The organism is Latilactobacillus parasakei (assembly GCF_049674265.1).
Lineage (GTDB): Bacteria > Bacillota > Bacilli > Lactobacillales > Lactobacillaceae > Latilactobacillus > Latilactobacillus sakei.
Genome location: NZ_CP186861.1, coordinates 402,054 through 427,724, shown reverse-complemented (window position 1 = coordinate 427,724; position 25,671 = coordinate 402,054). Strand labels below are relative to the sequence as shown.

The window sequence follows — 25,671 nt, the reverse complement described above, 5'->3', positions numbered from 1 at the left end:
TGGTACCGTGCATTCAAGCACCCTTGTTCAACAACAGGGGTGTTTTTTTATTGGGTATCTATTGGAGGAATGGAACATGGGTTATCAAAAGCCAAAAGGCACAGCCGATATTTTGCCAGGAGAATCAGATCAATGGCAACTTGTTGAAAAAACAGCGCGCGACGTTTTTGCGCGTTATCAATTTAAGGAAATCAGAACACCATTATTCGAAAGCTACGATGTCTTTTCACGAAGCTCAGGCGATACATCTGATATTGTCAGCAAAGAAATGTATGATTTCATGGATAAAGGGGATCGGCATATTGCGTTGCGCCCAGAAGGCACAGCCGGTGTTGTCCGCGCCTTTGTTGAAAACAAATTATATGGTCCTGAACATCAAAAACCTTACAAGGTGTATTACATGGGCCCTATGTTCCGTTATGAACGACCACAATCAGGTCGGCAACGTCAATTCCACCAAATCGGTGTGGAATCATTTGGGTCTGAAAGCCCAGCAGTTGATGTTGAAGTTATCAGCATGGCAATGCGTCTATTACGTGAATTTAAAATCACTGATTTGAAATTAGCGATTAATACACTAGGCGATGCTGCTAGCCGGGCTGCTTATCATGAAGCCTTAGTTAATTACTTAGAACCACATTTTGATGAACTGAGTGATGATTCTAAAGTTCGTCTACACAAGAACCCCTTGCGGGTTCTTGATAGTAAAGATGCAAAGGATCAAGAAATTGTCAAAGATGCACCAATCATTCTTGATTATTTAACGGATGAAGCCAAAGCGCATTTCAATACAGTGAAGACTTTATTGGAATCATTAAACATTCCATACGAAGTTGATACTGAAATGGTTCGTGGTTTGGATTATTATAACCACACCATCTTTGAAATCATGACGAATAATAAAGTCTTGGGCCGCGGCTATACAACGGTCTTAGCCGGTGGTCGTTACAATGGCTTAGTTGAACAATTAGGTGGTCCTGACATGCCTGGTGTTGGTTTTGGCCTTGGTGTTGAGCGCTTATTATTATTAATGAATGCTCAAAATAGTGACTTAGTAGCGGCACCTGTGTTGGATGCCTACGTGGTTGGCATCGGCGCTGAAACGAGTGCAACAACGCTCCACTTGGTTGAAAGCTTGCGGGAAGCTGGGTTGACGGCTGATCGTGATTATTTAGATCGGAAACCAAAAGCCCAATTTAAGACAGCCAATAAGTTAAACGCCCAATTTGTGGTGACAATTGGTGAATCAGAATTAGCTGATAAGACGGCCCACGTGAAGGATATGACCAGTGGTGTTGAAATTACAGTGCCGTTGACGACGCTAGAAGCCGATTTCGCAGCAGTTAAAAATGAACTAAAAGCACAAGAGGAGAATGCATAATGAAAACAAGAACAACTTACAGTGGTTTAGTTGATGAAACATTTGTTGGTCAAACAGTCACATTACATGGCTGGGTTCAAAAACGCCGGAGCTTAGGTAATCTAATCTTCGTTGATTTACGTGATCGTGAAGGCTTAGTGCAATTAGTCTTTAACCAAGATAATGCTGATATCTTAACGCTTGCTAACACTTTACGTAATGAATACGTTATTGAAGTGACTGGGACGGTGCAAGCCCGTGATGAAGCTGCTATTAACCCAGATATGAAGACTGGTAAGGTAGAAGTCATCGTTAGCGAATTAACGATTTTAAACGAAGCTAAAAACTTACCTTTTGAAATCAAAGATGGCATCACAACTTCTGAAGAAACAAAATTAAAGTATCGCTACCTTGATTTACGTCGGCCAGAAATGCAACAAGCAATTATTCGTCGTTCACAAATTACACAAGCAGCACACAAATATTTAGACAATAATGGTTTCTTAAACATCGAAACACCTGATTTAACACGTTCAACACCAGAAGGCGCTCGTGATTACTTAGTGCCATCTCGTGTTTATCCTGGTAGTTTCTATGCCTTGCCACAATCACCACAAGTCTTCAAACAACTTTTGATGGATGCTGGCTTTGATCGTTACTACCAAATGGCGCGTTGTTTCCGTGATGAAGATTTACGTGGCGATCGTCAACCAGAATTTACACAAATCGATGTTGAAACATCATTTATGAGTGCCGAAGAAATTCAAGACCAAGCAGAAGGTATTATCAAACAAGTCATGCAAGATGTCATGCATATTGATGTCCCAACACCATTCAAACGAATGAAATGGCAAGAAGCAATGGATCGTTACGGTTCAGATAAACCTGATATCCGTTTTGATCTTGAAATCCAAGACTTAACTGAAATGATGAAAACAAGCTCATTTAAGGTCTTCAGTGACACTGCCAATAGTGGCAATCTGGTTCGTGCAATTGTGGTTCCAGAAGGTGCTGCTAAGTACTCACGGAAGATGTTGGACGAACAAACAGAATATATCAAACGTTATGGCGCTAAAGGGATGGCATGGGTCAAAGTTGTTGATGGTGAATTGACAGGACCAGCTGCCAAATTCCTAAAAGAACAAGAAGCTGAATTACTTAGTGCCTTATCAGCTAAAGATGGTGATTTAGTGCTCTTTGTTGCTGATAAATTCCAAGTGGTCTGCGATAGCTTAGGCTACTTACGGAAACACTTTGCACAGGACATGGGCTTAGTGGATGAATCACAATTTGCCTATCTTTGGGTTGTTGATTGGCCATTATTTGAATACGATGAAGGCTTTGGTCGTTGGATTGCAGCGCACCATCCATTCACACGTCCAAACGATAGCGATGTTGATTTATTGGAAACTGATCCTCATAAAGCACATGCGCAATCATATGACATTATCTTAAATGGTTACGAATTAGGTGGCGGTTCACTTCGTATCTACCAACGTGATATTCAAGAAAGAATGTTCAAAGCACTTGGTATCAGTCCAGAAACTTATGAAGAACAATTTGGTCACTTATTAAGTGCCATGGATTATGGTTTCCCACCACATGGTGGTTTTGCCATTGGCCTTGATCGTTTTGCAATGTTACTCGCAGGCCGCGATAACATCCGTGACGTAATTGCCTTCCCTAAAAACTCACATGCTTCAGAACCAATGACGAATGCGCCTAGTCGTGTTGCACCAGCACAATTAGATGAACTCGGCTTAGAAGTTGAACCAGAGGTTGAAAAGGATTAATTAAATACTAAATAAAAAAGACTGCCTAGTTGGCGGTCTTTTTTTGTGAGCATATTAATCGCTAATTGTGTGCATCCGACTATAATAATAACCACGAAGGAGTGATGGATAATGAGCGATGATTTACGACAACAATTAACACCGGAACAGTATGCGGTGACACAGGAGAATGCAACTGAGATGCCATTTAGTGGTGAGTACGATGAGTTTGATCAACCGGGTATCTACGTTGATGTTGTTAGTCATGAGCCGCTATTTAGTTCCTTAGATAAATATGATGCTGGGTGTGGTTGGCCCTCATTTACGCGACCCATTGTTAAATTAAATGAAAAACGAGATCGAACACACGGGATGGAACGTGTTGAAGTCCGTAGTCAAAATGCCGATTCGCATTTAGGTCACGTTTTTACGGACGGCCCACAAGACCAAGGTGGTTTGCGCTATTGTATTAATTCAGCAGCCTTGAAGTTTATTCCCAAAGACGACTTAAAAGCTGCAGGGTACGGTGAGTATCTCGCATTATTTGAAAAGGAGGGTCAATAATGGCAACTGAAACAGCAATTTTTGCAGGTGGGTGTTTCTGGTGTATGGTGCATCCGTTCGATCAACAACCAGGAATTATTAAAGTGGTCTCTGGCTACACCGGTGGACATGTTGCTAATCCAACCTATGAACAAGTTTGTTCGCACACAACGGGGCATACAGAAGCGGTTGAGATAACGTTTGATCCGGCAGTGATTTCGTATGCTGAATTAGTCGAAATCTATTGGCGCCAAACAGATCCAACAGACGCGATGGGTCAATTTCAAGATCGAGGCGATAGTTATCGGCCGGTGATTTTTGTTAACTCAGCGCAACAACAGGCAATTGCCGAAGCATCCAAAGAAAAATTGATTGCTAGCGGTCGATTTAATGAACCAATCGTGACGCAAATCGAAGCGGCTAAACCCTTTTATCCTGCTGAGGAGTACCATCAAGATTTCTATAAAAAGGAACCCTGGCGAGCAGAATTAGGGGAAGTCAAGCGAAAAGCCTTCATTCGAGAAAAATGGTCGGATTAATTCTAAAATAACCTTTAGTATTAAGGGTTTGTGTGCTAGAATGAAAGACATTAAAACGAATGATAGGTGATTATTAAGTGGACGATCTAGCGCGAAAACATCAGAACATGGCCAAAGTTTCGGCGGCTATCTTATATGGGATTTGTGTGTCAATTGCATTGAACTTTTTCTGGGAAGAAGGCGGCGTATACGCCTCGGGGATTACCGGGTTCGCGCAATTTATTCATACCGTGACGGCGAAGTTTATGCCGTTTCTACCATTTCCATTATCAACTTCCTTGATGTTATTCTTGCTAAACGTACCGCTTTTTGTTTTAGCTTGGTTTAAGATTGGGCATCACTTTACAATTTATACGTTTATCGCTGTTATTTTTTCAAGTTTAATGGTCCAAATTATGCCGCTGACCCAATTGACGGATAATCCAATTATCTGTGCGATTTTTGGGGCCGTTATTAACGGTTTTGGGACCGGGATGGCCTTGAAAAATGATATCTCAACCGGTGGGTTGGATATTATTGGAATTGTTCTTCGGAAGAAGACTGGGCGTTCCGTTGGGACCATCAATATTATTTTCAACGTTGCGTTAGTCTTTGCCGCAGGTTTTATCTTTGGCTGGGAACATGCTTTATATAGTATCTTGAGCATCTTCGTCAATGGTAAGGTCATCGACATGGTCTATACACGTCAACAAAAGATGCAAGTGATGATCATTACAGACAATCCTAAAGTCGTGATTCAAATGATTCAAGATGAGATGCGTCGCGGGATTACGATTGTGCATGACGTTGAAGGGGCTTATAACCGTGAAGAAAAAACGATGTTATTCACCGTTATCTCACGCTTTGAAATGCATGACCTTGAAATGGTCATGAAAGAAGCCGATGACCGCGCTTTTGTCAGCATTACAGAAGCGGTTAAGATTCTGGGACATTTCTACGAACCAAAAATTAAATAACTATCAAAGGGTCGTCAATATTAAATTGACGACCCTTTTATTTTGGAAACAGGCGATTATTGACTAGTAAACACGCTCTTTTTCGCTTGCTTTTTATTCTGGTATCTGTGACAATCGAAGTAATTATGATAGTTGGAGGTTACGCGATGTTATTAGGTAGTCACGTTAGTATGAAGGGTAAGGAAATGCTGTTAGGTTCAGCACAACAGGCAGCCGAATTTGGGGCAAATACATTCATGATTTATACCGGGGCACCTCAAAATACCCGGCGTAAACCAATTGAAGAATTGAATATTCCAGCAGCACAAGAATTAATTGCGGCTAAAAACTTAGGCCCAATTGTGGTCCATGCACCCTATATTGTTAACTTAGGCAATACGGTGAAACCAGAAAACTTTAAATTTGCGATTGAATTTTTACAGCAAGAAGTCATTCGAGCTGAAGCGCTAGGCGCAAGCCAAATCGTTTTACATCCGGGTGCACATGTTGGTGCAGGCGCAGATGCTGGTATTAAGCAGATTATTAAAGGGTTAAATGAAATTTTACGACCAGATCAAACGGCTCAAATTGCCTTGGAAACAATGGCTGGCAAAGGAACAGAAGTTGGCCGTCGTTTTGAAGAAATCGCTCAGATGATTGACGGTGTCACACTAAACGACAAGTTATCAGTAACGTTTGATACTTGTCATACAAGTGACGCGGGTTACAATATTCGCGAGGACTTTGACGGTGTTTTAAACGAATTTGATCATGTTATCGGTTTGGACCGACTTAAGGTGATTCATTTGAACGACTCTAAGAATCCACAAGGGGCGCATAAAGATCGACACGCCAATATCGGATTTGGCGAAATTGGTTTTGACGCCTTACACGGTGTTGTAACCCATCCGCAGCTTGTTGATGTCCCTAAAATTATGGAAACACCATACGTTGGTGAGGACAAGAAGCATAATTTTGCACCATATGCATACGAAATTGCGATGCTCAAAAAGGGTGAATTTGATCCAGAATTATTAACGAAGATTGAGCAGAATGAAGGTCGATTATGAGATTAAAACGTTCGCGCTATCTTTGGCTAGCACTAATGGTTTTACCGGTATTGTTATTACTGGTCAAACCGGTGCAAGCAGCCGATACGTATGATATTAGTCGCTATCATGTTCAGGTTAATGTCCAAAAAGACGGTAGCGCACTAGTAGAACAAAAAATGAATTTTGATATTCAAGATGATATCAACGGTATTTATCTCAATCAAAATTTACAAACAACCGTTGGTGAGCCTAAAAAGTTGGTGCAGCCACAAGTGGCCGTTAATGGCCGGACTTTCCAAGCGAGTCAATCCGAGACGGCGGGGACGTATTCGCTAACAGATGATGATCAGAAATATCGTTTCAAGCTCTACCAACCAGCGACAGAAGATGATCGGTTAGCAGTCACTTTGAAATATCAGTTACAAAATCTGATTATTAATTATCAAGATACTGCGGAATTAAACTGGAAAGTGATTGGGGATGCCTGGGACAGCAGTCTGGGCGATGTTCAAGTTACGATTCAATTACCAACAACTCTGAAACAGTCTGAATTAAAGTCGTGGACACATGGCGATTTAGATGGGCAACAGATTGTTGATCCGGCAAAAGGGCGGGTTACCATCAAAATGACGAATAATCCGGCCAATCAATTTGTTGAATCCCATCTTATTTTCCCAACTTCAGTTACCCCAACTAACCCCAATCGGGTGACTAAAAAGCAACGGGCAACCATTATCGCGCAAGAAGCAAAAATGGCTAAAGAAGCCAATCAAGCACGTCAGGCGCAACAACGGCGGTATTGGGTGCTTTCGGTGGTTGCGGTGGTCTTAGCACCGGTCTTATTGTTAGTGGTTTGGTATCGGGTCAAACGAGCATTGCCTCGGATGCATTATCAGGGGCATGCGCCAGAACACGTCTATGACCTGCCAGATGATAATGGTCCAGCCGTTATTCGTTATCTATTAGCACTACCAATGACGGAAAAAGCAAAGGAAGAAAGCTTATCGGCTACCATTTTAGATTTGGTAGCCCGTAAAAACCTGACAATCGAGGTCCAAACACCTGAGAAACAAGTTTTTAGAAAAGCAAAACCACAATTTACGTTAACTTTATTAAATCGCAATCGATTATCACGTTCTGAACAAAAATTAGTGACCTGGTTATTCGATATCATTGGTAACGGACAACAGGTTAGCCTTTTTGAAATTGAAAAATATCCTAAACGCCATAGCGAAAAAGTCTTTAATCAACATTATCGCGGTTGGCAAATGGCGGTTGAAGATGAAGCGAACCAAAGTGGTTGGCTACGGGACCGTGTTTTTGCCGTTGCAACCAGTTTAAATTACTGGTTGATAGGACTTGGTACACTAACCGTGATTTTAATGTTAGCAGCGTTAATCGAAGTCGTCGCTTGGTGGACGATTTTACCAATGTTGATAGTCTTTCTCCTAACGGGCTGGCAGAGGCTACGATTGCAATTATGGACGCAACACGGTTATGAAAAACGGGGCGAGTGGTTAGGCTTTAAACAGATGTTGAAAGACATTTCGACGCTTGATATGGCCAATGTGCCGGATGTCATGTTGTGGGATCGTTATCTGAGTTTTGCAACGGCATTCGGAGTAGCCGATAAGGTGGTTAAAGCGTTGAAGATTAAATTGACTCCTGAGCAACTACAAACAATGCCATTAGGTTATTATTATTACTACGGCTATACTGGTGGGCTCAATATTGGCCAATCCTTTACAAGTGCCCTGAGTAGTAGTGTGAATAGTGCGGTGAGTGCTGCTAATCCAACCAGTGTCAGTGGTGGCTCTGGCGGATTCTCCGGGGGTTCATCAGGTGGTTTTGGTGGCGGTTCCGGCGGTGGTACATTCTAGCAAACAAATGATTATGATATTCCCGTTAAACGTGGTATGACTATATGGAACAAAAATACAAAGTATAAGTGATATCGGTTTAAAATAAGGGAGGCACTAACATGGAATTTAACGACGTTATCAATAGTAGAAAATCAATTCGCTCGTTTGATCCGCATAAAACAGTATCAGATGAGTTAATTAAAAAAATCATTACCTCAGCACAACGCACACCATCATGGACGAATTCACAACCTTGGCGAGTTTACGTGGCAACTGGTGAAACGTTGGCTAGTATCAAAGCAGATCACCTTGAACGGACGCAAAATAAGGTTAAGGGCAATTCTGATTTAGCAGTGATTCATCGTGCTGATTGGGGGCAGATGATGTCTGAAAATAGTCGGGTTTGGAATACTGAAATCAGTGATTATTTGGGTGAGCCAGGTTTGGCAGCATTTAGTGATTTACAAATGCATCTTTTTAACGCACCAGCCGTTATCTATTTGACGGTTGAACGCAAAGTCTCACCGTGGATGATTTATGACATGGGTGCTTTTAGCCAGTCGATTTTACTGGCGGCGGCTAATGAACAGGTAGATACGATTCCGGCTTATGAGACAGCTAAATATCCGGATGCAATTCGTAAAATTGTGGGCATTCCTGATAATGAAGTAATTATTGGGGGCATTGCGATGGGTTATCGCAGTGAGGGCAAGATTAACCAATTCCACGCTAAACGAAGTGCACTGGATAATTTCTTGACGATTAAACATTAAAAAAGACCTCGAACAAATTGAATTTTGTTTGAGGCCTTTTTATTGGGGTTAATTAACGTGATCTGTCGAGCTGCTTGCAAAATCTAAGCCGGTTTGTTCGAGAATGATAGCCGCTGTTTCTTCGATTGAGCGGTTGGCGACGTTGATGACTTGGCATCCGATTTTATCATATAAATCTTGTGCGAAGTCTAATTCAGCCTTAATTTCATCCATATCCGAATAGGTTGTGTCAGGATTTAAGCCATAGGCAATCATCCGTTCACGACGAATGTTATTTAAAACTTCAGGTGTATTCATCAAGCCGATAATCTTCTTAGGGTCAACATGCCATATTTCGTCTGGAATGTGCGCCTGTGGCACGATTGGCAAGTTGGCAACCTTGATGTTCCGGTTCGCTAAAAACAGCGACAGTGGCGTTTTAGAGGTCCGAGAGACCCCTAACAAGACAATGTCTGCCTCTAAGAAGCCGTGGGGATCTTTACCGTCATCGTACATGACGGCAAATTCCATCGCTGAAATCCGGTCAAAGTAACGATCGTTTAAATGATGAAGTGCGCCAGCCTCACCTGATGGGGCTAAACTTGTTTGAGCTGTAATTAATTTGGTGAGTGGGCTCATCATATCAAATGACGCGATTTTTTTAGCGTCACAATAATTTTGAGCAATTTCCGAAAGGCCGGTCGTGGCTAATGTATGCACAACAATTGTTTCTCCTGGAACAGCCTTGCTTAAAACGTCAGTTAATTTATCAACGGAATGCACAAACGGAAAACGAATAATATCGGGTTTAACGTTTGGATATTGCGCTAAGGCTGCTTGCGCAAGTTGTAAAGCGGTTTGGCCAACTGAATCTGAGAGAACAAAAACCGTTAAGGGGGTAGACTGTGACATAATAAAACTCCTTTTTGCACTTTTATAGCGCTATCATATCATATTTGGGCAAAAAGCGGCGATATTTAAAAAAAGTTTTAATTAATTGCCCGTGGGTTATTGACCGTATTTTCAACATTCGCTATAATAGCAAAGAACAGTTTATGTGAAACCAATTTTTGGGCGCGCATAAACGGTTATACTTAGCACGCGAGGGGAGGGATATCATATGGGCAAGACAGTCGTTCGCAGTAACGAATCTCTAGATGATGCTCTTCGTCGCTTCAAGCGTTCCGTATCAAAAGCTGGTACAATACAAGAATATCGTAAACGTGAATTTTACGAGAAACCAAGTGTAAAACGTAAGTTGAAATCAGAAGCAGCAAGAAAACGTAAGAAATTCTAATTTCTTCATAAAGGAAATGATTGAATGAGTTTACTTGAACAATTAAGTTCTGATTTGAAAACGGCGATGAAGGCCAAGGATAAGTTGCGACTAACAGTTATTCGGAGTTTAAAGACCGCTTTAACTAACGCAAAAATTAGTGCAGGGCAAGACTTATCTTCTGACGAAGAACTAAGTGTATTATCATCACAAGTTAAGCAACGTAAGGATTCTTTAGCTGAGTTTGAAAAGGGCGATCGTGCAGATCTCGCTGAACAAACAAAAGCAGAAATTGAAATCGTACAAGCTTATTTACCAGAACAGCTGGATGAAGCCGCTGTGATTGTAATTGTTGATGAAGCAATGCAGGCAACAGGAGCGACAGGCAAGGCTGACTTTGGTAAGGTGATGCAATATGTAATGCCTAAGGTCAAAGGACGAGCTGATGGCGCAATGGTCAATCAAGTCGTTAAATCAAAATTGAGTTAATTTTTGGTAGGACTTCCCGCGGGAGGTCCTACTTTTTTTGTGGTAAAGACGGGCTTAAACAAGGAAATCAGTTAATTTTTCCCCTTTGTGATTATAAAGTCGCTATAATTGGAGAAATAGCGCGGTTGTCTGCTTTTAAAACCGGGCTTGATTGTGATAGAATGAATGTAGTTTTCATCTTGAAAGGATGAATCGTGCTATTGAAAGTTGGTTTGGATACTTTCAAGGTAGTTTGATTTTGAAATGTGTTTAGATGAATAAACTCATCCGAACATTCTGAGAGGGGTTTACTTTTTGGTTGAGGTAGAAGAGCGTTTATTTCAATTAGCAACGCCTAATTTGGCGGCTGCTTTAATGGGTGCACACGATCACTTTTTAAAAATCATTGAAGAAAGTCTAACCGTTGAATTGATTGCGTTTGATGATCATATTACGATTCGGGGGACTCAACCGGGGTTAAGACAAGCGAACGCGGTTTTAGAGAGTCTAGTCGCGTTATTACAACACGGTGTGATCCTCAAGGAGACAGACGTAGTCAGTGCGACGAAAATGGCGCTCAAAGGGACGTTAAATCAATTTGAGGCCCTTTATACTGAACCGCTCATCAATGACCGCAAAGGCCAACCAATTCGTGTTAAAACGTTTGGACAACGGCAATATATCGATGCGATTCGCCACAATGATGTGACGTTTGGCATTGGGCCTGCCGGAACCGGTAAAACGTTCTTAGCAGTCGTCATGGCGATTGCCGCTTTAAAAAAAGGAACGGTTGAACGCATTATTCTAACGCGGCCAGCGGTTGAAGCCGGTGAAAGTCTCGGCTTTTTACCAGGTGATCTAAAAGAAAAGGTTGATCCTTATTTACGACCCATTTACGACGCGCTTTATGCGGTGTTGGGTAAGGAACATACGGAACGACTAATGGACCGTGGGGTCATTGAAATTGCGCCACTTGCGTATATGCGGGGTCGGACGCTGGAAGAAGCTTTCGTTATTTTAGATGAGGCCCAAAATACGACACCTGCTCAGATGAAGATGTTTTTAACGCGGTTAGGTTTTAATTCTAAAATGATTGTTAATGGCGATATCAGCCAAATTGATTTACCTAATAAAACCCAGAGTGGGTTAGTACAAGCGGAACAAATTTTGCGCGACATTCCTAAAATTAACTTTGTGCAATTTAGTGCGGAAGATGTTGTTCGGCACCCAGTTGTCGCGAGAATTATTAATGCCTATGCGGCAATGGATAAGACGAGAAAGTAGGACGAATGAATGGATATTCAAATCATCGATGAAACAAAAATTGTACCAGAAGCACAAATTAAATTGGTGAAAGATGTATTAGAGTTTGCTGGTCAAAAGCTTGAATTAGCTGAAGATACAGAAATGTCAGTAACATTTGTAACTAACGAACGCATTCGCCAAATTAATCAAGAATACCGTAATACGGATCGTGCGACTGATGTTATCAGTTTTGCAATTGAAGAAGATCCTGAAGAAGAAGGCTTACCTGCCAACTTTGAAGAATTGTTTGATATTCCTAAGAATATTGGCGACTTATTTGTTTCATTAGAAAAAGCCGCTGAACAAGCTGAAACTTACGGACATTCATTTGAACGTGAATTAGGGTATACGATGGTTCATGGTTTCCTTCATTTGAATGGCTATGATCATATCCATACTGAAGACGAAGTTAAAATGATTCCTTTACAGGAGACTATCTTAGATGAATTCGGACTCAAACGCTAAAAAGACGCAGACGGATAAAAATCGTAATTTTAATCAATCGACACATCACGCTTTAGATGGGATTATCACCGCTTTTAAGGAAGAAGCTAACCTGAGACGTGATTTTGTGATTGCGATGGTCGTGCTAGTAGCCGGTTATTTTGCCCGATTACACTATCTAGATTGGCTATTTTTGATTTTAGCGATTTTTATGGTGTTGCTGGCTGAATTTTGGAATACCGTGATGGAACACTTTGTCGACTTATTGGTTGATCGACAGTTTCATCCACTGGCGAAGAAGATTAAGGATATCAGTGCTGGTAGTGTTTTAATTGGCGCGTGTTTAGCTGTGATTATCGGTTGTGTCGTTTTTGGACACGCGGTGCTTTATTATTTTTAAAAGAAATTAATTGAGATTTAAAAAAGGGGACTATTATGTCAGATACTTATCGCTCAGGCTTTGTGGCCATTGTTGGCCGACCAAACGTTGGGAAATCAACATTTATGAATCGAATGATCGGTGAAAAAATCGCCATCATGTCATCAAAAGCACAAACAACTCGGAATAAGATTCAAGGGATTTATACGGATGACAACGCACAAATCGTGTTCGTTGATACACCTGGGATTCATAAACCACATAACGAATTAGACGAATACATGGATCAAGCAGCGCTTTCAACATTTAATGAAGTGGATGCGATTTTATTCATGATTAGTGGCGTTGATAAGAAGGGCCCTGGTGATCAATACATCATGGATCAACTTAAGAACGTTAAGAAACCCGTTTATTTGGTTGTTAACAAAATTGATGCCATTCACCCAGATGATTTATTACCAATGATCGAACAATATCGTCATGAATTGGACTTCAAGGCTGTTTACCCAATCTCAGCATTGGAAGGCAATAACGTGCCAGAAATGTTGAAAGAACTTGAATTAACATTGCCAGAAGGCCCACAATACTATCCTGAAGATCAATTAACAGATCACCCAGAATATTTCGTTGTTGGTGAATTAATCCGCGAAAAAATTCTGGAATTAACCCACGAAGAAGTGCCACATTCAGTAGCCGTTGTGGTTGAACGAATGAAAGACCGCGTCAATGATAAACTTCAAATTGAAGCCAACATCATTGTTGAACGTGATGGTCAAAAACGGATTATCATCGGACAAAAAGGTTCAATTATCAAAGAAATCGGGATTCGTTCACGTCGCGAAATCGAAGCTCTTTTAGGCGAAAAGGTTAACTTGAAGCTTTGGGTTAAGATTCAAAAGAACTGGCGTGATAATAACCAATATCTCCGTGAATTTGGTTACAATAAAAAGAGATTGTAGGCTTTAAGATGGCGGAACATCGATTCGAAGACTTTAACGGTCTAGTGATGTATCGAAAGAATTACAAAGAAAAAGATATGTTGGTTAAGATTCTAACGGATCGTTTTGGCAAGAAAATGTTTTATCTGCGTGGGGCCAATAAACCTAAGTTTCGTCTGAGTGCGGCTATTTTACCGTTTACACAGGCCGAATATGGCGGCGATATTCGCGATGATGGCTTATCATTTTTGAATAATGTGAAGTCAGCCACGCAATTTCAAACGATCAGTCAGGATTTATTTTTAAATGCTTATGCGACTTATATCCTTAACTTAATTGATGTCGGCTTTCCGGACAGCGAACCATTAGGCATCTGGTATGATAAGGTTGAACAGGCGTTAAATCTGATTGATGAAGGCTTTGATGCCGCGATGATTACCCATATTATCGAAATTCAATTACTGCAGGTGTTTGGTGTGCAGCCGCAATTACAAGGATGTGCCGTTTGTGGCCGAACCGATTTAGCGTTTGATTACTCTGAGAGTTACGGGGGGCTTTTGTGCCAACGTCATTGGCATTTAGATCCCAATCGTTTCCATAGTAGTCAGCGGGCAATCTATTACCTCCGGTTGTTTTCCGTGATTGATCTGTTTAAAATTCAATCGGTGAACGTGAAGAAAGCCACTCAGGTCGAACTCAAAATGATTATTGACCGACTCTATCAAGATACTGTGGGCCTGTCATTGAAGAGTAAGCAATTCATCGACAAGATGTACAGTTTTGATAGTCAATTACCACAATTAAAAAAAGTGTCGTCAGAAATTGACAGCACACCAAAAGACGACTAAAATAGTAATCAACTTAATAGACGTTGAAGAAAAGGGTCCCTTAAAACGGTCAGACAGTGATTCTAGGTGAGTGAGAACTAGAACAAGTTTTAAGTGGATTGGCATTTCGGAGTCATACCAATGAAGCAGCAGCTCGCTTTGAGCTGAAGTAGGGTGGAACCGCGAGAAATCGTCCCTATGTGACTAACTGTCGCATAGGCTTTTTTTATGCGCAAATAACGGAAAAGAGGAATTGAAATGGTTAAAAAGTTGAATGTTCAAGAAATGATTTTAACCTTACAGCGTTTTTGGTCTGAAAAAGGCTGTATGTTGATGCAAGCTTATGATACAGAAAAAGGGGCCGGCACAATGAGCCCTTATACGTTCTTACGGGCAATTGGACCAGAGCCATGGAATGCCGCTTACGTGGAACCCTCACGGCGCCCAGCGGATGGCCGGTATGGTGAAAATCCTAACCGTTTATTCCAACATCACCAATTCCAAGTGATTATGAAACCAGCGCCTTTAAACATTCAAGAATTTTATTTGGATAGTTTACGGGCCTTAGGAATCGATCCTTTAGAACATGATATCCGTTTTGTTGAAGATAACTGGGAAAACCCCTCAATGGGCTGTGCCGGTGTTGGTTGGGAAGTTTGGTTAGACGGAATGGAAGTCACACAATTCACATACTTCCAACAAGTTGGTGGTTTGCAATGTGACCCTGTCACAAGCGAAATCACATACGGTGTTGAACGGCTCGCTTCTTACATTCAAGATGTTGATAATGTTTTTGATCTTGAATGGGGTAACGGTGTTTTATACGGTGATATTTTCAAAGAACCAGAATATGAACACTCAAAATACGCCTTTGAAGATAGTAATCAAGAAATGCTTTTGAAATTCTTTGATGAATACGAAACAGAAGCCAAACGTTTAATCGATTTAGGTCTTGTTCACCCAGCTTACGATTACGTCTTGAAATGTAGCCATACCTTTAACTTATTGGATGCACACGGTGCTGTTTCCGTTACAGAACGGGCCGGCTACTTGTCACGCATTCGTCGGATGGCACATTCAATCGCGCAAGCATTCGTCGCTGAACGTGAAAAACGCGGATTCCCACTATTAAAACATGCACAAGAAGCAAAAACGGAGGTCGTAGATCATGACTAAACCATTCTTATTAGAAATTGGCTTGGAAGAAATGCCAGCCCACGTTGTGATGCCAAGTATCCAACAATTAGAAAAACGGGTGCGGGACTTCTTAGAAGAACAACATCTTGAATTTGGTCAATTAAAAACTTATGCCACACCACGGCGTCTTGCAATTTTGATTGAAAACTTAGCTGACAAGCAAGCCGACATTCACGAAGAAGCAAAGGGCCCTGCTAAAAAGATTGCCCTCGATGCAGAAGGTAACTGGAGTAAAGCAGCCCAAGGCTTCGTTCGGGGCCAAGGCTTAACAACGGACGACATTACTTTTAAAGAATTAAAGGGCGTTGAATACGTCTATGTTGAAAAATCAATCATCGGCAAACCCGTTGAAGCCATTTTACCTGAATTAAAAGCCGTCATTATGGCGATGACCTTCCCAACACGGATGCACTGGGCCGATTACGATTTCGAATACATTCGCCCAATTCACTGGATTATTGCGCTATTAGATGATGAAGTTATCGACTTTAGTATTCTAAACGTCACAACCGGTCGGACAACGCAAGGTCACCGTTTCTTAGGCCAAGAAGTGACTTTGGCTAAAGCAACTGACTATGAAGCAGCCCTTGAAGCACAATTCGTGATTGCTGATGAAGCTAAACGCCAAAACTTAATTCAAACGCAAATCGAAAAAATGGCGCAAGAAAATGACTGGCAAGTTGATTTAGACGCTAACTTATTAGAAGAAGTGACGAACTTAGTTGAATGGCCAACCGCTTTTTACGGTCAATTTGATGCTAAATACCTTGAAATTCCAGAAGAAGTGCTCATCACTTCAATGAAGGATAACCAACGTTACTTCTATGCACGGAGCCAAGCTGGTGATTTATTACCAGTCTTTATCGGCGTTCGTAATGGGAACGACGCTTTCATGGAAAATGTGATCGCAGGGAACGAAAAAGTCCTTACAGCGCGTTTAGAAGATGCTGATTTCTTCTACCATGAAGATCAAAAAGTAACCATCGCTGAAAACGTCGCTAAGTTACAAAACGTTTCTTTCCACGATAAAATTGGGAGCCTTGCTGAAAAGATGACCCGTGTTGGTTTAATCGCTCAATTCTTAGGTCAAAAATTCGGTTTATCTGAAGCTGAATTAGTTGATTTACAACGTGCTAGCGACATCTATAAATTCGATTTAGTAACCGGCATGGTCGGCGAATTTGCTGAATTACAAGGTGTGATGGGGGAAAAATACGCGCTATTACAAGGCGAAACACCTGCTGTTGCGACTGCTGTTCGTGAACATTACATGCCAATCAGTGCAGAAGGCGCCTTACCTGCAACGAAAGTCGGTGCTGTTTTAGCAATTGCTGATAAGTTCGATAGTATGGCTGATTTCTTCGCTGTCGGGATGATTCCTAGTGGTTCAAACGATCCATATGCATTGCGTCGTCAAGCTTACGGAATTGTTCGGATCTTAGAAAACCAAGACTGGCACTTCCCAATGGCTGATTTCCAAGCAGCTATGAGCGACATTGTTAAGCAACAAGCCGATTTCGATCTAGATTGGTCAGCCAATGCAGCTGCCATCAGCGATTTCTTAACGGATCGTGTTCGTCAACGCTTTAACGGGATGCGTCCTAAGGTTCGTCGAGACATCGTCGACGCTGTCTTGAAAAACCAAGGGCAAGACCCAGTTGTGATGTTTGAAGCCGCTAAAGTGCTCTCAGCACATCAAGATGATGCTGATTTCAAGGCAACAATTGAAGCTATCACGCGTGTCTTACGTTTAGCTGAAAAAGTTGACTTTGAAACAACTGATTTAACGGTTGATCCAGCGTTATTTGAAAACGATGCTGAAAGAGTACTTTATACAGCAGTCGAAGACTTACGTGGCGCAACAGCGACAAATACGTTAGCTGAAAATTATGCCGCGTTACAAACACTACGACCATTAATTGAAGCTTACTTCGATGCCACAATGGTAATGGCTGAAGATGAAGCCGTTCGTCGTAATCGTTTGACACAACTCATGATTATCGCTCAAATCGCGCTTAGCTTAGGCGATTTAAACGAATTGATTGTTAAATAAGCAATTCAAAAGGGGATAATAAACATGTTACAAATGAAACGGGTTTATGAAGCAGCCGCTGATTCTGACGGTTGTCGGATCTTGGTTGATCGAATTTGGCCACGGGGGATTTCAAAAGAACGCGCCGCGATTGAGACGTGGGCTAAAGAAATGACACCCACCACTGACTTGCGGAAGTGGTTTGGTCATGAACCAGCTAAGTTTCCCGTTTTTAAAGAAAAGTATCTCGCTGAAATTGCTACTAATCCGGCCTGGCCAGAATTCTGTCACTTAGTGCAGCATCAATTAGCGCTTGGTAATGTGACGCTCGTCTACGCGGCTAAAGATCCGCAATATAACCACGTTGTGATTTTAATGGCACTTTTAAAAAAGACGCTTGACAAGTAATAAAAATGTTTGTTATATTTATTTGCAACTACACCTAAATGGTGATATGATGTATAGTGTATTTTTGTGCTGATAATCCTAAGAGTCGCATTTCATTGTGAGGTGCGGCTTTTACAGTCTTAGTACAAATTGAAGTGAATTGTGAGGTGAGACCAATGGCGGGTAAGATTCCGAACGAAGTCATCGATGAGATTCGGAGCCAGACTAATATTGTTGATGTTGTTGGTCAATACGTTCAACTCAAGAAAGCCGGCAAGAACTTATTTGGTGTTTGTCCTTTTCATGATGAGAAGACACCATCGTTTTCCGTGAGTGAAGAGAAACAGATTTTTCATTGTTTTTCTTGCGGTCGCGGGGGGAACGTCTTCAAGTTCTTGATGGAATTGGAACAAATTAGTTTTCCAGAAGCACTGACGAAGGTCGCAGATTTTGCTGGAGTGACATTGGCGGATAGTTATAAGCCAACTGCTGTTCATCGCGAATCAAGCGAGGTTACGCAGTTTAAGCAACTCTATCAACAAGCCAACGAACTGTTTAAGCATATTTTAACTAGTACGGTGGCTGGGCAACCAGCGCTTGATTATTTACACGAACGACAGATGACCGATGCGTTAATTGAGACATTTAGTATTGGTTATTTACCGGATCAATCAGATTTATTGTTGACGTTTTTCCAGAATAAGGATATTCCTTATCAGGTATTGCGCCAATCCGGATTGTTTATTGAAACACAAACGGGTAAGTTACACGATCGTTTTTCTGGGCGGGTAATGTTCCCAATTCGAAATGCGCAGGGTGAGGTCATCGCCTTTTCCGGGCGGGTCTTAACCAAACAGCCGGATCAACCAAAATATTTAAATAGTCCTGAAACTGTGATTTTTAATAAGCGGAAAGTACTGTTTAACTATGATTTGGCTAAACAAACCATTCATCAATCCAAAAAAGTTTATCTTTTTGAAGGCTTTATGGATGTGATTGCAGCCTATTCGGCGGATGTCGTCAATGGTGTCGCGTCAATGGGCACGAGTTTGACCACCGAGCAGTTGAATCTGCTAGCGCAACAGGCGCAGGAATTAGTGGTGTGTTATGATGGGGATCAACCCGGGATTGAAGCGATGAAACGGGCGATTAACCTATTGCAACAGCATACGACACTTGAATTGAGCGTCGTCGTCTTACCGGGCGGCGTCGATCCGGATGAGTATGTCCGCCAATATGGTGGCCCGCAATTTAAGGAAACCTTGCAAAATGGGACGGAAACACCGATTGCGTTCGAATTGCGTTACTTGAAACAAGGGTTAAACCTCGATAACGAGAAGGATCAGCTTGATTATGTTCAACAAGCATTAGAAGTTGTTGCACGTGTTGAGTCGCCTTTAGCAATCGAAGTTTACTTGAAACAGGTCGAAGCCGATAGCGGGATTACACTGGATACATTGAAGCGGCAGTTACAAACGGTGCGGGTTAAACATGCCACGCAAGTCCCCATCAATCAGGTGGGACAACCGGAAGCACCGCCATACTTTGATGATTTTCAGGCACCACCGCTACCGCCAGAAGAAATGGCTGGGGCTTTTGGCGATCCACGGACGATTGCGCCCAAGCGACAACCTAAACGGTTGACGCGGATTGAGCATGCTGAGCAAGAAATTTTGCACATGCTGATTCATAACGAAGATGTGCGTTTACAACTCGAAAATAATGCCGATTTTAGCTTTGTGCACACCCCGTATCAACTCTTATATGAGTTATGGCGGTCCTTCATCGCAGAAGGGCAACCGGCTGATATAGCGGGTTTCACGAGTTATATTCCAGATGACTTGCAGGAACTAGTCGTTCAGATTGATCTTCTTGATTTACCTGAAGAGGCTAATCAAGAAGCGTTGAACGATTGTTTGGCGGTCATCGGGCAAAATTCGATTCAGGAACGTTTAAAAGAAGCAAAAATCGCCTTAAAAGAGGCAACTAAATTAGGCAATCATAGTGAGGAACTACGGTTAACTAATGAAGTGATACAACTTGTTTCGCAAATGAAATGAGATATTAACTAGGAGGTTTCTGAATGGCTGACAATAAAAAAGCTGATACGAAGAAATTAGACACTGCGGTTAAGGCCTTAATTAAGGAATACAAACCCAAAAAAGAAATCACCAATGATGAATTAGTGGCAAAAATCGTTAAACCATTTGCACTTGAAGCAGATGAAATCAATGAATTAATGCAACAAGTGGAAGATCACGGGATTGGGATCGTCGATGAAGATGGTAACCCAAGCGCTGCCACACTAAAAAAAGAAAAAGTTTCTGCTAAAGAATTAAAAGATATGTCTGCACCAACTGGGATCAAAATCAATGATCCTGTTCGGATGTATCTTAAGGAAATCGGCCGTGTTTCTCTTTTAAATGCGCAACAAGAAGTTGACTTAGCCTTGAGAATCGAACAAGGTGATCAAGAAGCTAAACAACGTCTTGCCGAAGCTAACTTACGTTTGGTGGTCTCAATCGCTAAACGGTATGTCGGTCGGGGCATGCAATTCTTGGATTTAATCCAAGAAGGGAACATGGGCTTGATGAAGGCTGTTGAAAAATTTGATCACCGTAAAGGGTTCAAGTTCTCAACTTACGCTACATGGTGGATCCGTCAAGCGATTACGCGTGCGATTGCCGATCAAGCTCGGACAATTCGGATTCCAGTTCACATGGTTGAAACGATTAACAAGTTAATCCGGATTCAACGTCAATTACTCCAAGATTTAGGGCGCGAACCAACGCCTGAAGAAATTGGGGCTGAAATGGATATGAACACGGATAAGGTGCGTGAAATCTTGAAGATTGCACAAGAACCAGTTTCCCTTGAAACCCCAATCGGTGAAGAGGACGACTCACACTTAGGCGATTTTATCGAAGATCAAGATGCAACTAGTCCTGAAGAACATGCTTCTTATGAATTGTTGAAAGAACAATTAGAAAGTGTCCTAGACACCTTAACAGATCGTGAAGAAAACGTCTTACGTTTACGTTTCGGTCTTGATGATGGTCGGACACGGACGTTAGAAGAAGTGGGTAAGGTCTTTGGTGTCACGCGTGAACGGATTCGTCAAATCGAAGCCAAAGCATTGCGGAAACTCCGCCACCCATCACGTTCAAAACAATTAAAAGACTTTTTAGAATAAATTCAAAAAAACGGTCATCTAAAAAGATGGCCGTTTTTAATTTGGACAATACTTCAAATAATAAATCTTATGTCAACTAGATGTATCTTTCAATATTAAAGACACTGATAGAGCGTTTGCTAAAGATTGAAAATGCCCCATAATCCAAAGCCAATCATCATGAGTGCCATTAAGCCTCCTGAGTACAGAGCAATTGGCATGAAGTACGAAACATTGTGATTAGCCTCTGTCTTCAAATACTTGAAAGTATTTAAAGTTGCGAAAACCTGATAGAGACCAAGCATTAAAAGGACGACACTTAAGAAGAGAGACATAGAAAAACCTCCAAATTGCTATTTAAAGCGCTTTCTTTCGCTTGACTAGAGTATAGAACGGATAGGATGATTATGCAACCTTTAACGACAATCAATATTCATAATGAGACAATGGACTGATGAAAGCTTTGTCTGCTTTGACGCTCAAAATTTGGTATACTAACTGTAACAATCAAAGTTTCTAGAATGGAGTTTTATTTTTGTCACCAATTAATTTATCGAAACGTTTAGCTGCAGTTGCGCAGTTCGTCCCACAAGATAGCATCGTTGCTGATATCGGCTCAGATCATGCTTATTTACCAATCTGGCTCACAGAGCAAAAACGATTAAAGGGGGCCATCGCGGGTGAAGTGGTTGCTGGACCTTTTGAATCAACCCAAACACATGTGATCCAATGGCACTTAGAGGACCAAATTCAAGTCCGGTTAGGTGATGGTGTCGAAGTGCTTAACCCCGAAGAAGACCAAGTCACCTGTATTGTGATTGCGGGGATGGGTGGTCTATTGATTACTGAAATATTGGAACGTGGCTTAGCACATCTAAACGGGCACGAACGGTTAGTCCTACAACCTAATATTATGGAACCCACCGTCCGGGAATGGTTAATGAATCACCACTACGCAATTGTAGAAGAAGCAATCGTTGCTGAAGACGGTCATATTTACGAAGTCATCGTTGGTGAACCAAGAACTGAGGCTGTTGAACTCGACGAAGCTGACTTAGTATTCGGCCCAATTTTACGACGCCGTCAACCGGCAGATTTCCAATTGAAATGGTCAACTTTATTAAATAAGAAACGTCATTTATTGGATCAACTTCAAGGTGCTCAGGTCACGCCAACTGAAAAAATTGCTACAGTTCAACATGAAATTCAATTAATTGAGGAGGTTCAAACATGGGACAATTAATCGCAAGTGACTTGATTGCGGCGATTGAAGATTATGCGCCATTAGCGCTTAAAGAGGGTAATGATCCAACTGGTTTTCAAATTGGTCGTCGTGATAAGGTGGTTAAAAAAGTACTCGTCACATTAGATGTTCGGCCGGAAGTGGTCCAAGAAGCGATTGATAACGAGGTTGATTTTATTTTTGCCCACCACCCAGTGATGTTCCGACCTGCACGCAATCTTGATCTAAGTGATCCGCAAAATAAGATGTACGCTGATATACTGACGCATGATATGACGGTCTATGCAGCCCATACTAACCTTGATAAGGCGCAAGGTGGCATAAATGATTGGTTGGCAGCAGCGTTAGCACTTAAAAATGTGCAACCGTTCAATGTCACTGATTATGAACCATTAATGAAACTAGCTGTTTTCGTACCTGAAACACATGCGGATGTGGTACGCCAAGCGTTAGGGCAGGCTGGTGCTGGTGAATTAGGAAATTATCAAAACTGCAGTTTTAGCGCTGAAGGCACTGGTCGTTTTGAACCACAAGTTGCGGCTGATCCGTTTATTGGTCAAGCGGGACAACCAGAAGCGGTTGCTGAGGTTAAGATCGAGGTTATTCTACCAGCGGTTAAAAAGAATCGTGTGTTAAAAGCGATGCTTGCGGTGCATCCTTACGAAGAACCAGCGTATGATTTAATCCCATTGGCTAATCAACAACAACCTATCGGAATCGGGCGTATTGGTCAAGTTGATCAACCAATGACAGTCCGGGATTACGCCCAATTTGTTTGCGAAACGTTTAATTTAACCGGTCTCCGTTTAATTTCAAATGAACCTGATAAAGTAGTTGAAACAGTCGCACTAGTTGGCGGTGATGGTGGTAAGTTCTTCCCAGCTGCTTTGCAGGCTAAGGCTGATTTGTATATTACTGGTGACGTTTATTATCATACAGGCCATGACATGTTAGCGGCCGGATTATCTGTTATCGATCCTGGTCATCATATTGAAAGCATTGTGAAGACTAAGATGACTGCGTTATTTGAAGAATGGCGTCAAATAAACGATTGGCAAGTTACTTTTATTAAATCTCAGCAAAAAACTGATCCGTTTACATTTATTTTTAATGCGAAGTAGGTTAGAATAGAATTAGTATTAAATAATATCTAGGAGGCTTCACCATGGCTAAATATGAAAAATTAATTCCGCGTTTTCTAGAATATATCACAACAGAAACTCGTTCAGACGAAAATGCGACGACGATTCCTTCAACACAAACACAAGTGGTTTTCTTACACAAATTGATGGATGACTTGAAAGAAATCGGCTTAAGCGACGTTAAGTATAACGAAAAAAACGGCTATGTCACAGCGTTATTACCAAGTAATATCGATAAAAAAGTCCCAACAATGGGCTTTTTATCACACGTTGATACAGCAGATTTCAATGCCAAGGGTGTTAATCCCCAAACAATTGAAAATTATGATGGCGAATCAATTATTAAATTAGACGAAGCTGGTCAATTTGTTTTAGATCCTAAAGAATTCCCTAACATGAAAAACTACAAGGGCCAAACATTAATTACAACAGACGGCTCAACATTATTAGGTTCAGATGATAAATCTGGGGTTGCTGAAATCATTACAGCGATGGATTACTTCATCCAACATCCTGAAATCAAACATGGCGACATCAAGATTGGTTTAGGACCAGATGAAGAAATCGGCACAGGTGCTGATCACTTCGATGCTGAAGATTTTGCAACAGACTTTGCTTATACAATGGATGGCGGCCCAATTGGTCAACTTGAATATGAAACATTTAATGCAGCTGCAATGAAGGTTGATATTCAAGGTAAAAACGTACATCCTAGTGAGGCTAAAGACATCATGATCAACGCTTTACAAGTTGCTGTTGATTTCCAAGATGCTTTCCCACGCGATGAAGTGCCTGAAAAAACAGATGGTCGTCAAGGTTTCTATCACTTATTAAGCTTAGACGGTACTGTTGATGAAGCACACATGGCCTATATCATCCGTGATTTTGATCGCGATGGTTTAGAAGCTCGTAAAGCATTCGCTGCTAAAGTGGCTGAAGACATGAACGCTAAATATGGTGAAGGTCGCGTTAAAGCAACAATTAAAGATCAATATTACAACATGGCAGAAGTCTTAAAAGACCACATGGATGTTGTTGATTTGGCTAAGGACGCTATGGAAGCAATCGACATCAAACCATTAATCGAACCCGTACGTGGTGGGACAGATGGTTCTAAGATTTCATTCATGGGAATTCCAACACCAAATATCTTTGCTGGTGCTGAAAATATGCACGGTCGCTACGAATTCGTTTCAGTTCAAACGATGGAAAAAGCGGTTGATACAATGATTAAGATGAACGAATTAAACGTTGAAAGAAACTAAAGATATAAAAAAGAGTCCAACAATTCAATTTGTTGGGCTCTTTTTATGCTTAATTTAAGCTTGATTAGTTGTCAATAAACCTTTTAGTTGCTCAATTGGTAGTTGGCCGGGCGCGCTAGGTGTTTCGAGATAACCAAAACTGATAGCTGAGCCAAATTGACCACCAAAGATTCGTGAGGCGACACCAAATTCAGACATTGCCATTGTCGTCAATGGTTTATCGAATTGATGTGTAAAACTTTGAGTGGCTGCTAACAAGCGGGTTGTGTCTGCTGGTGATTGAGCCGTCGTCGCTAACTTCAAGAGGTCCGCATCCGGATCGGCTTGCATGGCTAAGAGTTGCGTGCGTAAGGCATCATTGTCGGGTGTTTGAACAGTGTCATGATGACTTAAAAGCACTTGGTAATGCTGTTGATGGGCTAATTCAGCCAATTGATGACGTTGGTCTGTTGCTAGTGACCACTCTAAATCGATTGCTTGACCAATATGGGCTTTGATCAAGGGAGCGTAGTAGGTGAGGTAGTCTTGAGCTGATGCTAAGCCACCATCGTTAGTGGTTCTAACCGTTAAAATTAGGGGTAAATCAAGCGCGGTGATTTTTTCAGCAGCCGTCAATAGTTGGGCAGGGTCTTGCCAATAATCAAGGCGCCATTCAAGAATATCGATGGCGTCTTTTTTTTGGTTGATAAGGGTTAATTCGTGCAGGCAGTCATCTAAATGGCGTGGCATGAGCGAAACGGCCGTTTGGGGCTGCCCAGTAGTAAACTCGAGATGCATTTCA

26 protein-coding genes are annotated in these 25,671 nt (G+C 41.6%); 23 read left to right on the top strand and 3 right to left on the bottom strand.

Annotated elements, in window-relative coordinates; all coding sequences use genetic code 11:
- The first annotated feature begins 76 nt into the window (after positions 1–76).
- The 8 genes from hisS to ACPBEH_RS02075 all read left to right on the top strand — a co-directional run bounded on the left by hisS (position 77) and on the right by ACPBEH_RS02075 (position 8,836).
- Positions 77–1,381 carry a histidine--tRNA ligase gene (gene hisS / locus ACPBEH_RS02110; protein ID WP_424349542.1) on the top strand — a complete coding sequence of 435 codons (1,305 nt, stop codon included), beginning with the start codon at positions 77–79 and terminating at the stop codon, positions 1,379–1,381.
- The gene (gene aspS / locus ACPBEH_RS02105) at positions 1,381–3,153 is read left to right on the top strand and encodes an aspartate--tRNA ligase (protein WP_424349541.1); all 1,773 of its coding nucleotides are present in this window, start codon (positions 1,381–1,383) and stop codon (positions 3,151–3,153) included. Before hisS ends, aspS begins: the two co-directional genes overlap by 1 nt.
- 111 nt (positions 3,154–3,264) lie before the next feature.
- A complete protein-coding gene (gene msrB / locus ACPBEH_RS02100; protein ID WP_424349540.1) occupies positions 3,265–3,696 on the top strand; it encodes a peptide-methionine (R)-S-oxide reductase MsrB in 432 nt (143 codons plus the stop codon).
- On the top strand, positions 3,696–4,214 hold the full coding sequence (msrA, locus tag ACPBEH_RS02095) for a peptide-methionine (S)-S-oxide reductase MsrA (RefSeq protein ID WP_424349539.1): 519 nt from the start codon (positions 3,696–3,698) through the stop codon (positions 4,212–4,214). Before msrB ends, msrA begins: the two co-directional genes overlap by 1 nt.
- A 107-nt stretch (positions 4,215–4,321) precedes the next feature.
- Positions 4,322–5,170 carry a YitT family protein gene (locus ACPBEH_RS02090; RefSeq protein ID WP_185920776.1) on the top strand — a complete coding sequence of 283 codons (849 nt, stop codon included), beginning with the start codon at positions 4,322–4,324 and terminating at the stop codon, positions 5,168–5,170.
- Between the two features lie 146 nt (positions 5,171–5,316).
- Positions 5,317–6,219 carry a deoxyribonuclease IV gene (locus ACPBEH_RS02085; protein WP_424349538.1) on the top strand — a complete coding sequence of 301 codons (903 nt, stop codon included), beginning with the start codon at positions 5,317–5,319 and terminating at the stop codon, positions 6,217–6,219.
- Positions 6,216–8,081, top strand: a complete 1,866-nt coding sequence (locus ACPBEH_RS02080; RefSeq protein ID WP_424349537.1) for a DUF2207 family protein — start codon at positions 6,216–6,218, stop codon at positions 8,079–8,081. The genes ACPBEH_RS02085 and ACPBEH_RS02080 overlap by 4 nt, the downstream gene beginning before the upstream one ends.
- A 101-nt stretch (positions 8,082–8,182) precedes the next feature.
- Positions 8,183–8,836: a nitroreductase gene (locus tag ACPBEH_RS02075; protein ID WP_424349536.1), complete on the top strand. Its 654-nt coding sequence runs from the start codon at positions 8,183–8,185 to the stop codon at positions 8,834–8,836.
- A gap of 48 nt (positions 8,837–8,884) precedes the next feature.
- Here the strand turns inward: ACPBEH_RS02075 and ACPBEH_RS02070 are convergent, their stop codons facing one another.
- The gene (locus ACPBEH_RS02070) at positions 8,885–9,727 is read right to left on the bottom strand and encodes a pyruvate, water dikinase regulatory protein (RefSeq protein ID WP_424349535.1); all 843 of its coding nucleotides are present in this window, start codon (positions 9,725–9,727) and stop codon (positions 8,885–8,887) included.
- A 208-nt stretch (positions 9,728–9,935) separates the two neighbouring features.
- Between ACPBEH_RS02070 and rpsU the strand changes: the two genes are divergently transcribed.
- The 12 genes from rpsU to rpoD all read left to right on the top strand — a co-directional run bounded on the left by rpsU (position 9,936) and on the right by rpoD (position 21,261).
- Positions 9,936–10,112, top strand: a complete 177-nt coding sequence (gene rpsU / locus ACPBEH_RS02065) for a 30S ribosomal protein S21 (protein WP_004270806.1) — start codon at positions 9,936–9,938, stop codon at positions 10,110–10,112.
- A 24-nt stretch (positions 10,113–10,136) separates the two neighbouring features.
- Positions 10,137–10,580 carry a GatB/YqeY domain-containing protein gene (locus tag ACPBEH_RS02060; protein ID WP_016265043.1) on the top strand — a complete coding sequence of 148 codons (444 nt, stop codon included), beginning with the start codon at positions 10,137–10,139 and terminating at the stop codon, positions 10,578–10,580.
- Positions 10,581–10,934: 354 nt separating this feature from the next.
- Entirely contained in the window at positions 10,935–11,843 is a 909-nt protein-coding gene (locus tag ACPBEH_RS02055; RefSeq protein ID WP_424350046.1) for a PhoH family protein, read from the top strand.
- A gap of 9 nt (positions 11,844–11,852) precedes the next feature.
- A complete protein-coding gene (gene ybeY, locus ACPBEH_RS02050) occupies positions 11,853–12,329 on the top strand; it encodes an rRNA maturation RNase YbeY (RefSeq protein WP_424349534.1) in 477 nt (158 codons plus the stop codon).
- Positions 12,307–12,708, top strand: coding sequence for a diacylglycerol kinase family protein (locus ACPBEH_RS02045; RefSeq protein WP_011374579.1), 402 nt, complete (start codon positions 12,307–12,309; stop codon positions 12,706–12,708). Before ybeY ends, ACPBEH_RS02045 begins: the two co-directional genes overlap by 23 nt.
- Positions 12,709–12,743: 35 nt before the next feature.
- On the top strand, positions 12,744–13,646 hold the full coding sequence (gene era / locus ACPBEH_RS02040; protein ID WP_424349533.1) for a GTPase Era: 903 nt from the start codon (positions 12,744–12,746) through the stop codon (positions 13,644–13,646).
- Between the two features lie 8 nt (positions 13,647–13,654).
- The gene (gene recO / locus ACPBEH_RS02035; protein ID WP_424349532.1) at positions 13,655–14,473 is read left to right on the top strand and encodes a DNA repair protein RecO; all 819 of its coding nucleotides are present in this window, start codon (positions 13,655–13,657) and stop codon (positions 14,471–14,473) included.
- A 237-nt stretch (positions 14,474–14,710) separates the two neighbouring features.
- Positions 14,711–15,628 carry a glycine--tRNA ligase subunit alpha gene (gene glyQ / locus ACPBEH_RS02030; RefSeq protein WP_104963952.1) on the top strand — a complete coding sequence of 306 codons (918 nt, stop codon included), beginning with the start codon at positions 14,711–14,713 and terminating at the stop codon, positions 15,626–15,628.
- Positions 15,621–17,702 (top strand): glycine--tRNA ligase subunit beta, encoded by a 2,082-nt coding sequence (glyS, locus tag ACPBEH_RS02025; protein ID WP_424349531.1) that lies wholly within the window; start codon positions 15,621–15,623, stop codon positions 17,700–17,702. Before glyQ ends, glyS begins: the two co-directional genes overlap by 8 nt.
- Positions 17,703–17,726: 24 nt before the next feature.
- Positions 17,727–18,089, top strand: coding sequence for a DUF488 domain-containing protein (locus ACPBEH_RS02020; RefSeq protein ID WP_424349530.1), 363 nt, complete (start codon positions 17,727–17,729; stop codon positions 18,087–18,089).
- A 155-nt stretch (positions 18,090–18,244) separates the two neighbouring features.
- Entirely contained in the window at positions 18,245–20,128 is a 1,884-nt protein-coding gene (gene dnaG, locus ACPBEH_RS02015) for a DNA primase (RefSeq protein WP_076632577.1), read from the top strand.
- Between the two features lie 23 nt (positions 20,129–20,151).
- A complete protein-coding gene (gene rpoD / locus ACPBEH_RS02010) occupies positions 20,152–21,261 on the top strand; it encodes an RNA polymerase sigma factor RpoD (RefSeq protein ID WP_011374586.1) in 1,110 nt (369 codons plus the stop codon).
- Between the two features lie 119 nt (positions 21,262–21,380).
- Here the strand turns inward: rpoD and ACPBEH_RS02005 are convergent, their stop codons facing one another.
- Complete coding sequence (locus ACPBEH_RS02005; protein WP_424349529.1) at positions 21,381–21,575, bottom strand: hypothetical protein; 195 nt, start codon at positions 21,573–21,575, stop codon at positions 21,381–21,383.
- Positions 21,576–21,775: 200 nt separating this feature from the next.
- Here ACPBEH_RS02005 and ACPBEH_RS02000 point away from each other — a divergent pair, with 200 nt between their 5' ends.
- From ACPBEH_RS02000 to pepT, 3 genes are read left to right on the top strand one after another with little or no spacing between them, the layout of a single operon-like run.
- Positions 21,776–22,483, top strand: a complete 708-nt coding sequence (locus tag ACPBEH_RS02000; RefSeq protein WP_424349528.1) for a tRNA (adenine(22)-N(1))-methyltransferase — start codon at positions 21,776–21,778, stop codon at positions 22,481–22,483.
- Positions 22,471–23,604: a Nif3-like dinuclear metal center hexameric protein gene (locus ACPBEH_RS01995; protein ID WP_424349527.1), complete on the top strand. Its 1,134-nt coding sequence runs from the start codon at positions 22,471–22,473 to the stop codon at positions 23,602–23,604. Before ACPBEH_RS02000 ends, ACPBEH_RS01995 begins: the two co-directional genes overlap by 13 nt.
- Before the next feature lie 44 nt (positions 23,605–23,648).
- Positions 23,649–24,890 carry a peptidase T gene (gene pepT / locus ACPBEH_RS01990; protein WP_424349526.1) on the top strand — a complete coding sequence of 414 codons (1,242 nt, stop codon included), beginning with the start codon at positions 23,649–23,651 and terminating at the stop codon, positions 24,888–24,890.
- A 54-nt stretch (positions 24,891–24,944) separates the two neighbouring features.
- Here pepT and aroD read toward each other — a convergent pair whose 3' ends face one another.
- Positions 24,945–25,667 carry a type I 3-dehydroquinate dehydratase gene (gene aroD, locus ACPBEH_RS01985; protein WP_424349525.1) on the bottom strand — a complete coding sequence of 241 codons (723 nt, stop codon included), beginning with the start codon at positions 25,665–25,667 and terminating at the stop codon, positions 24,945–24,947.
- Positions 25,668–25,671 lie beyond the last annotated feature (4 nt).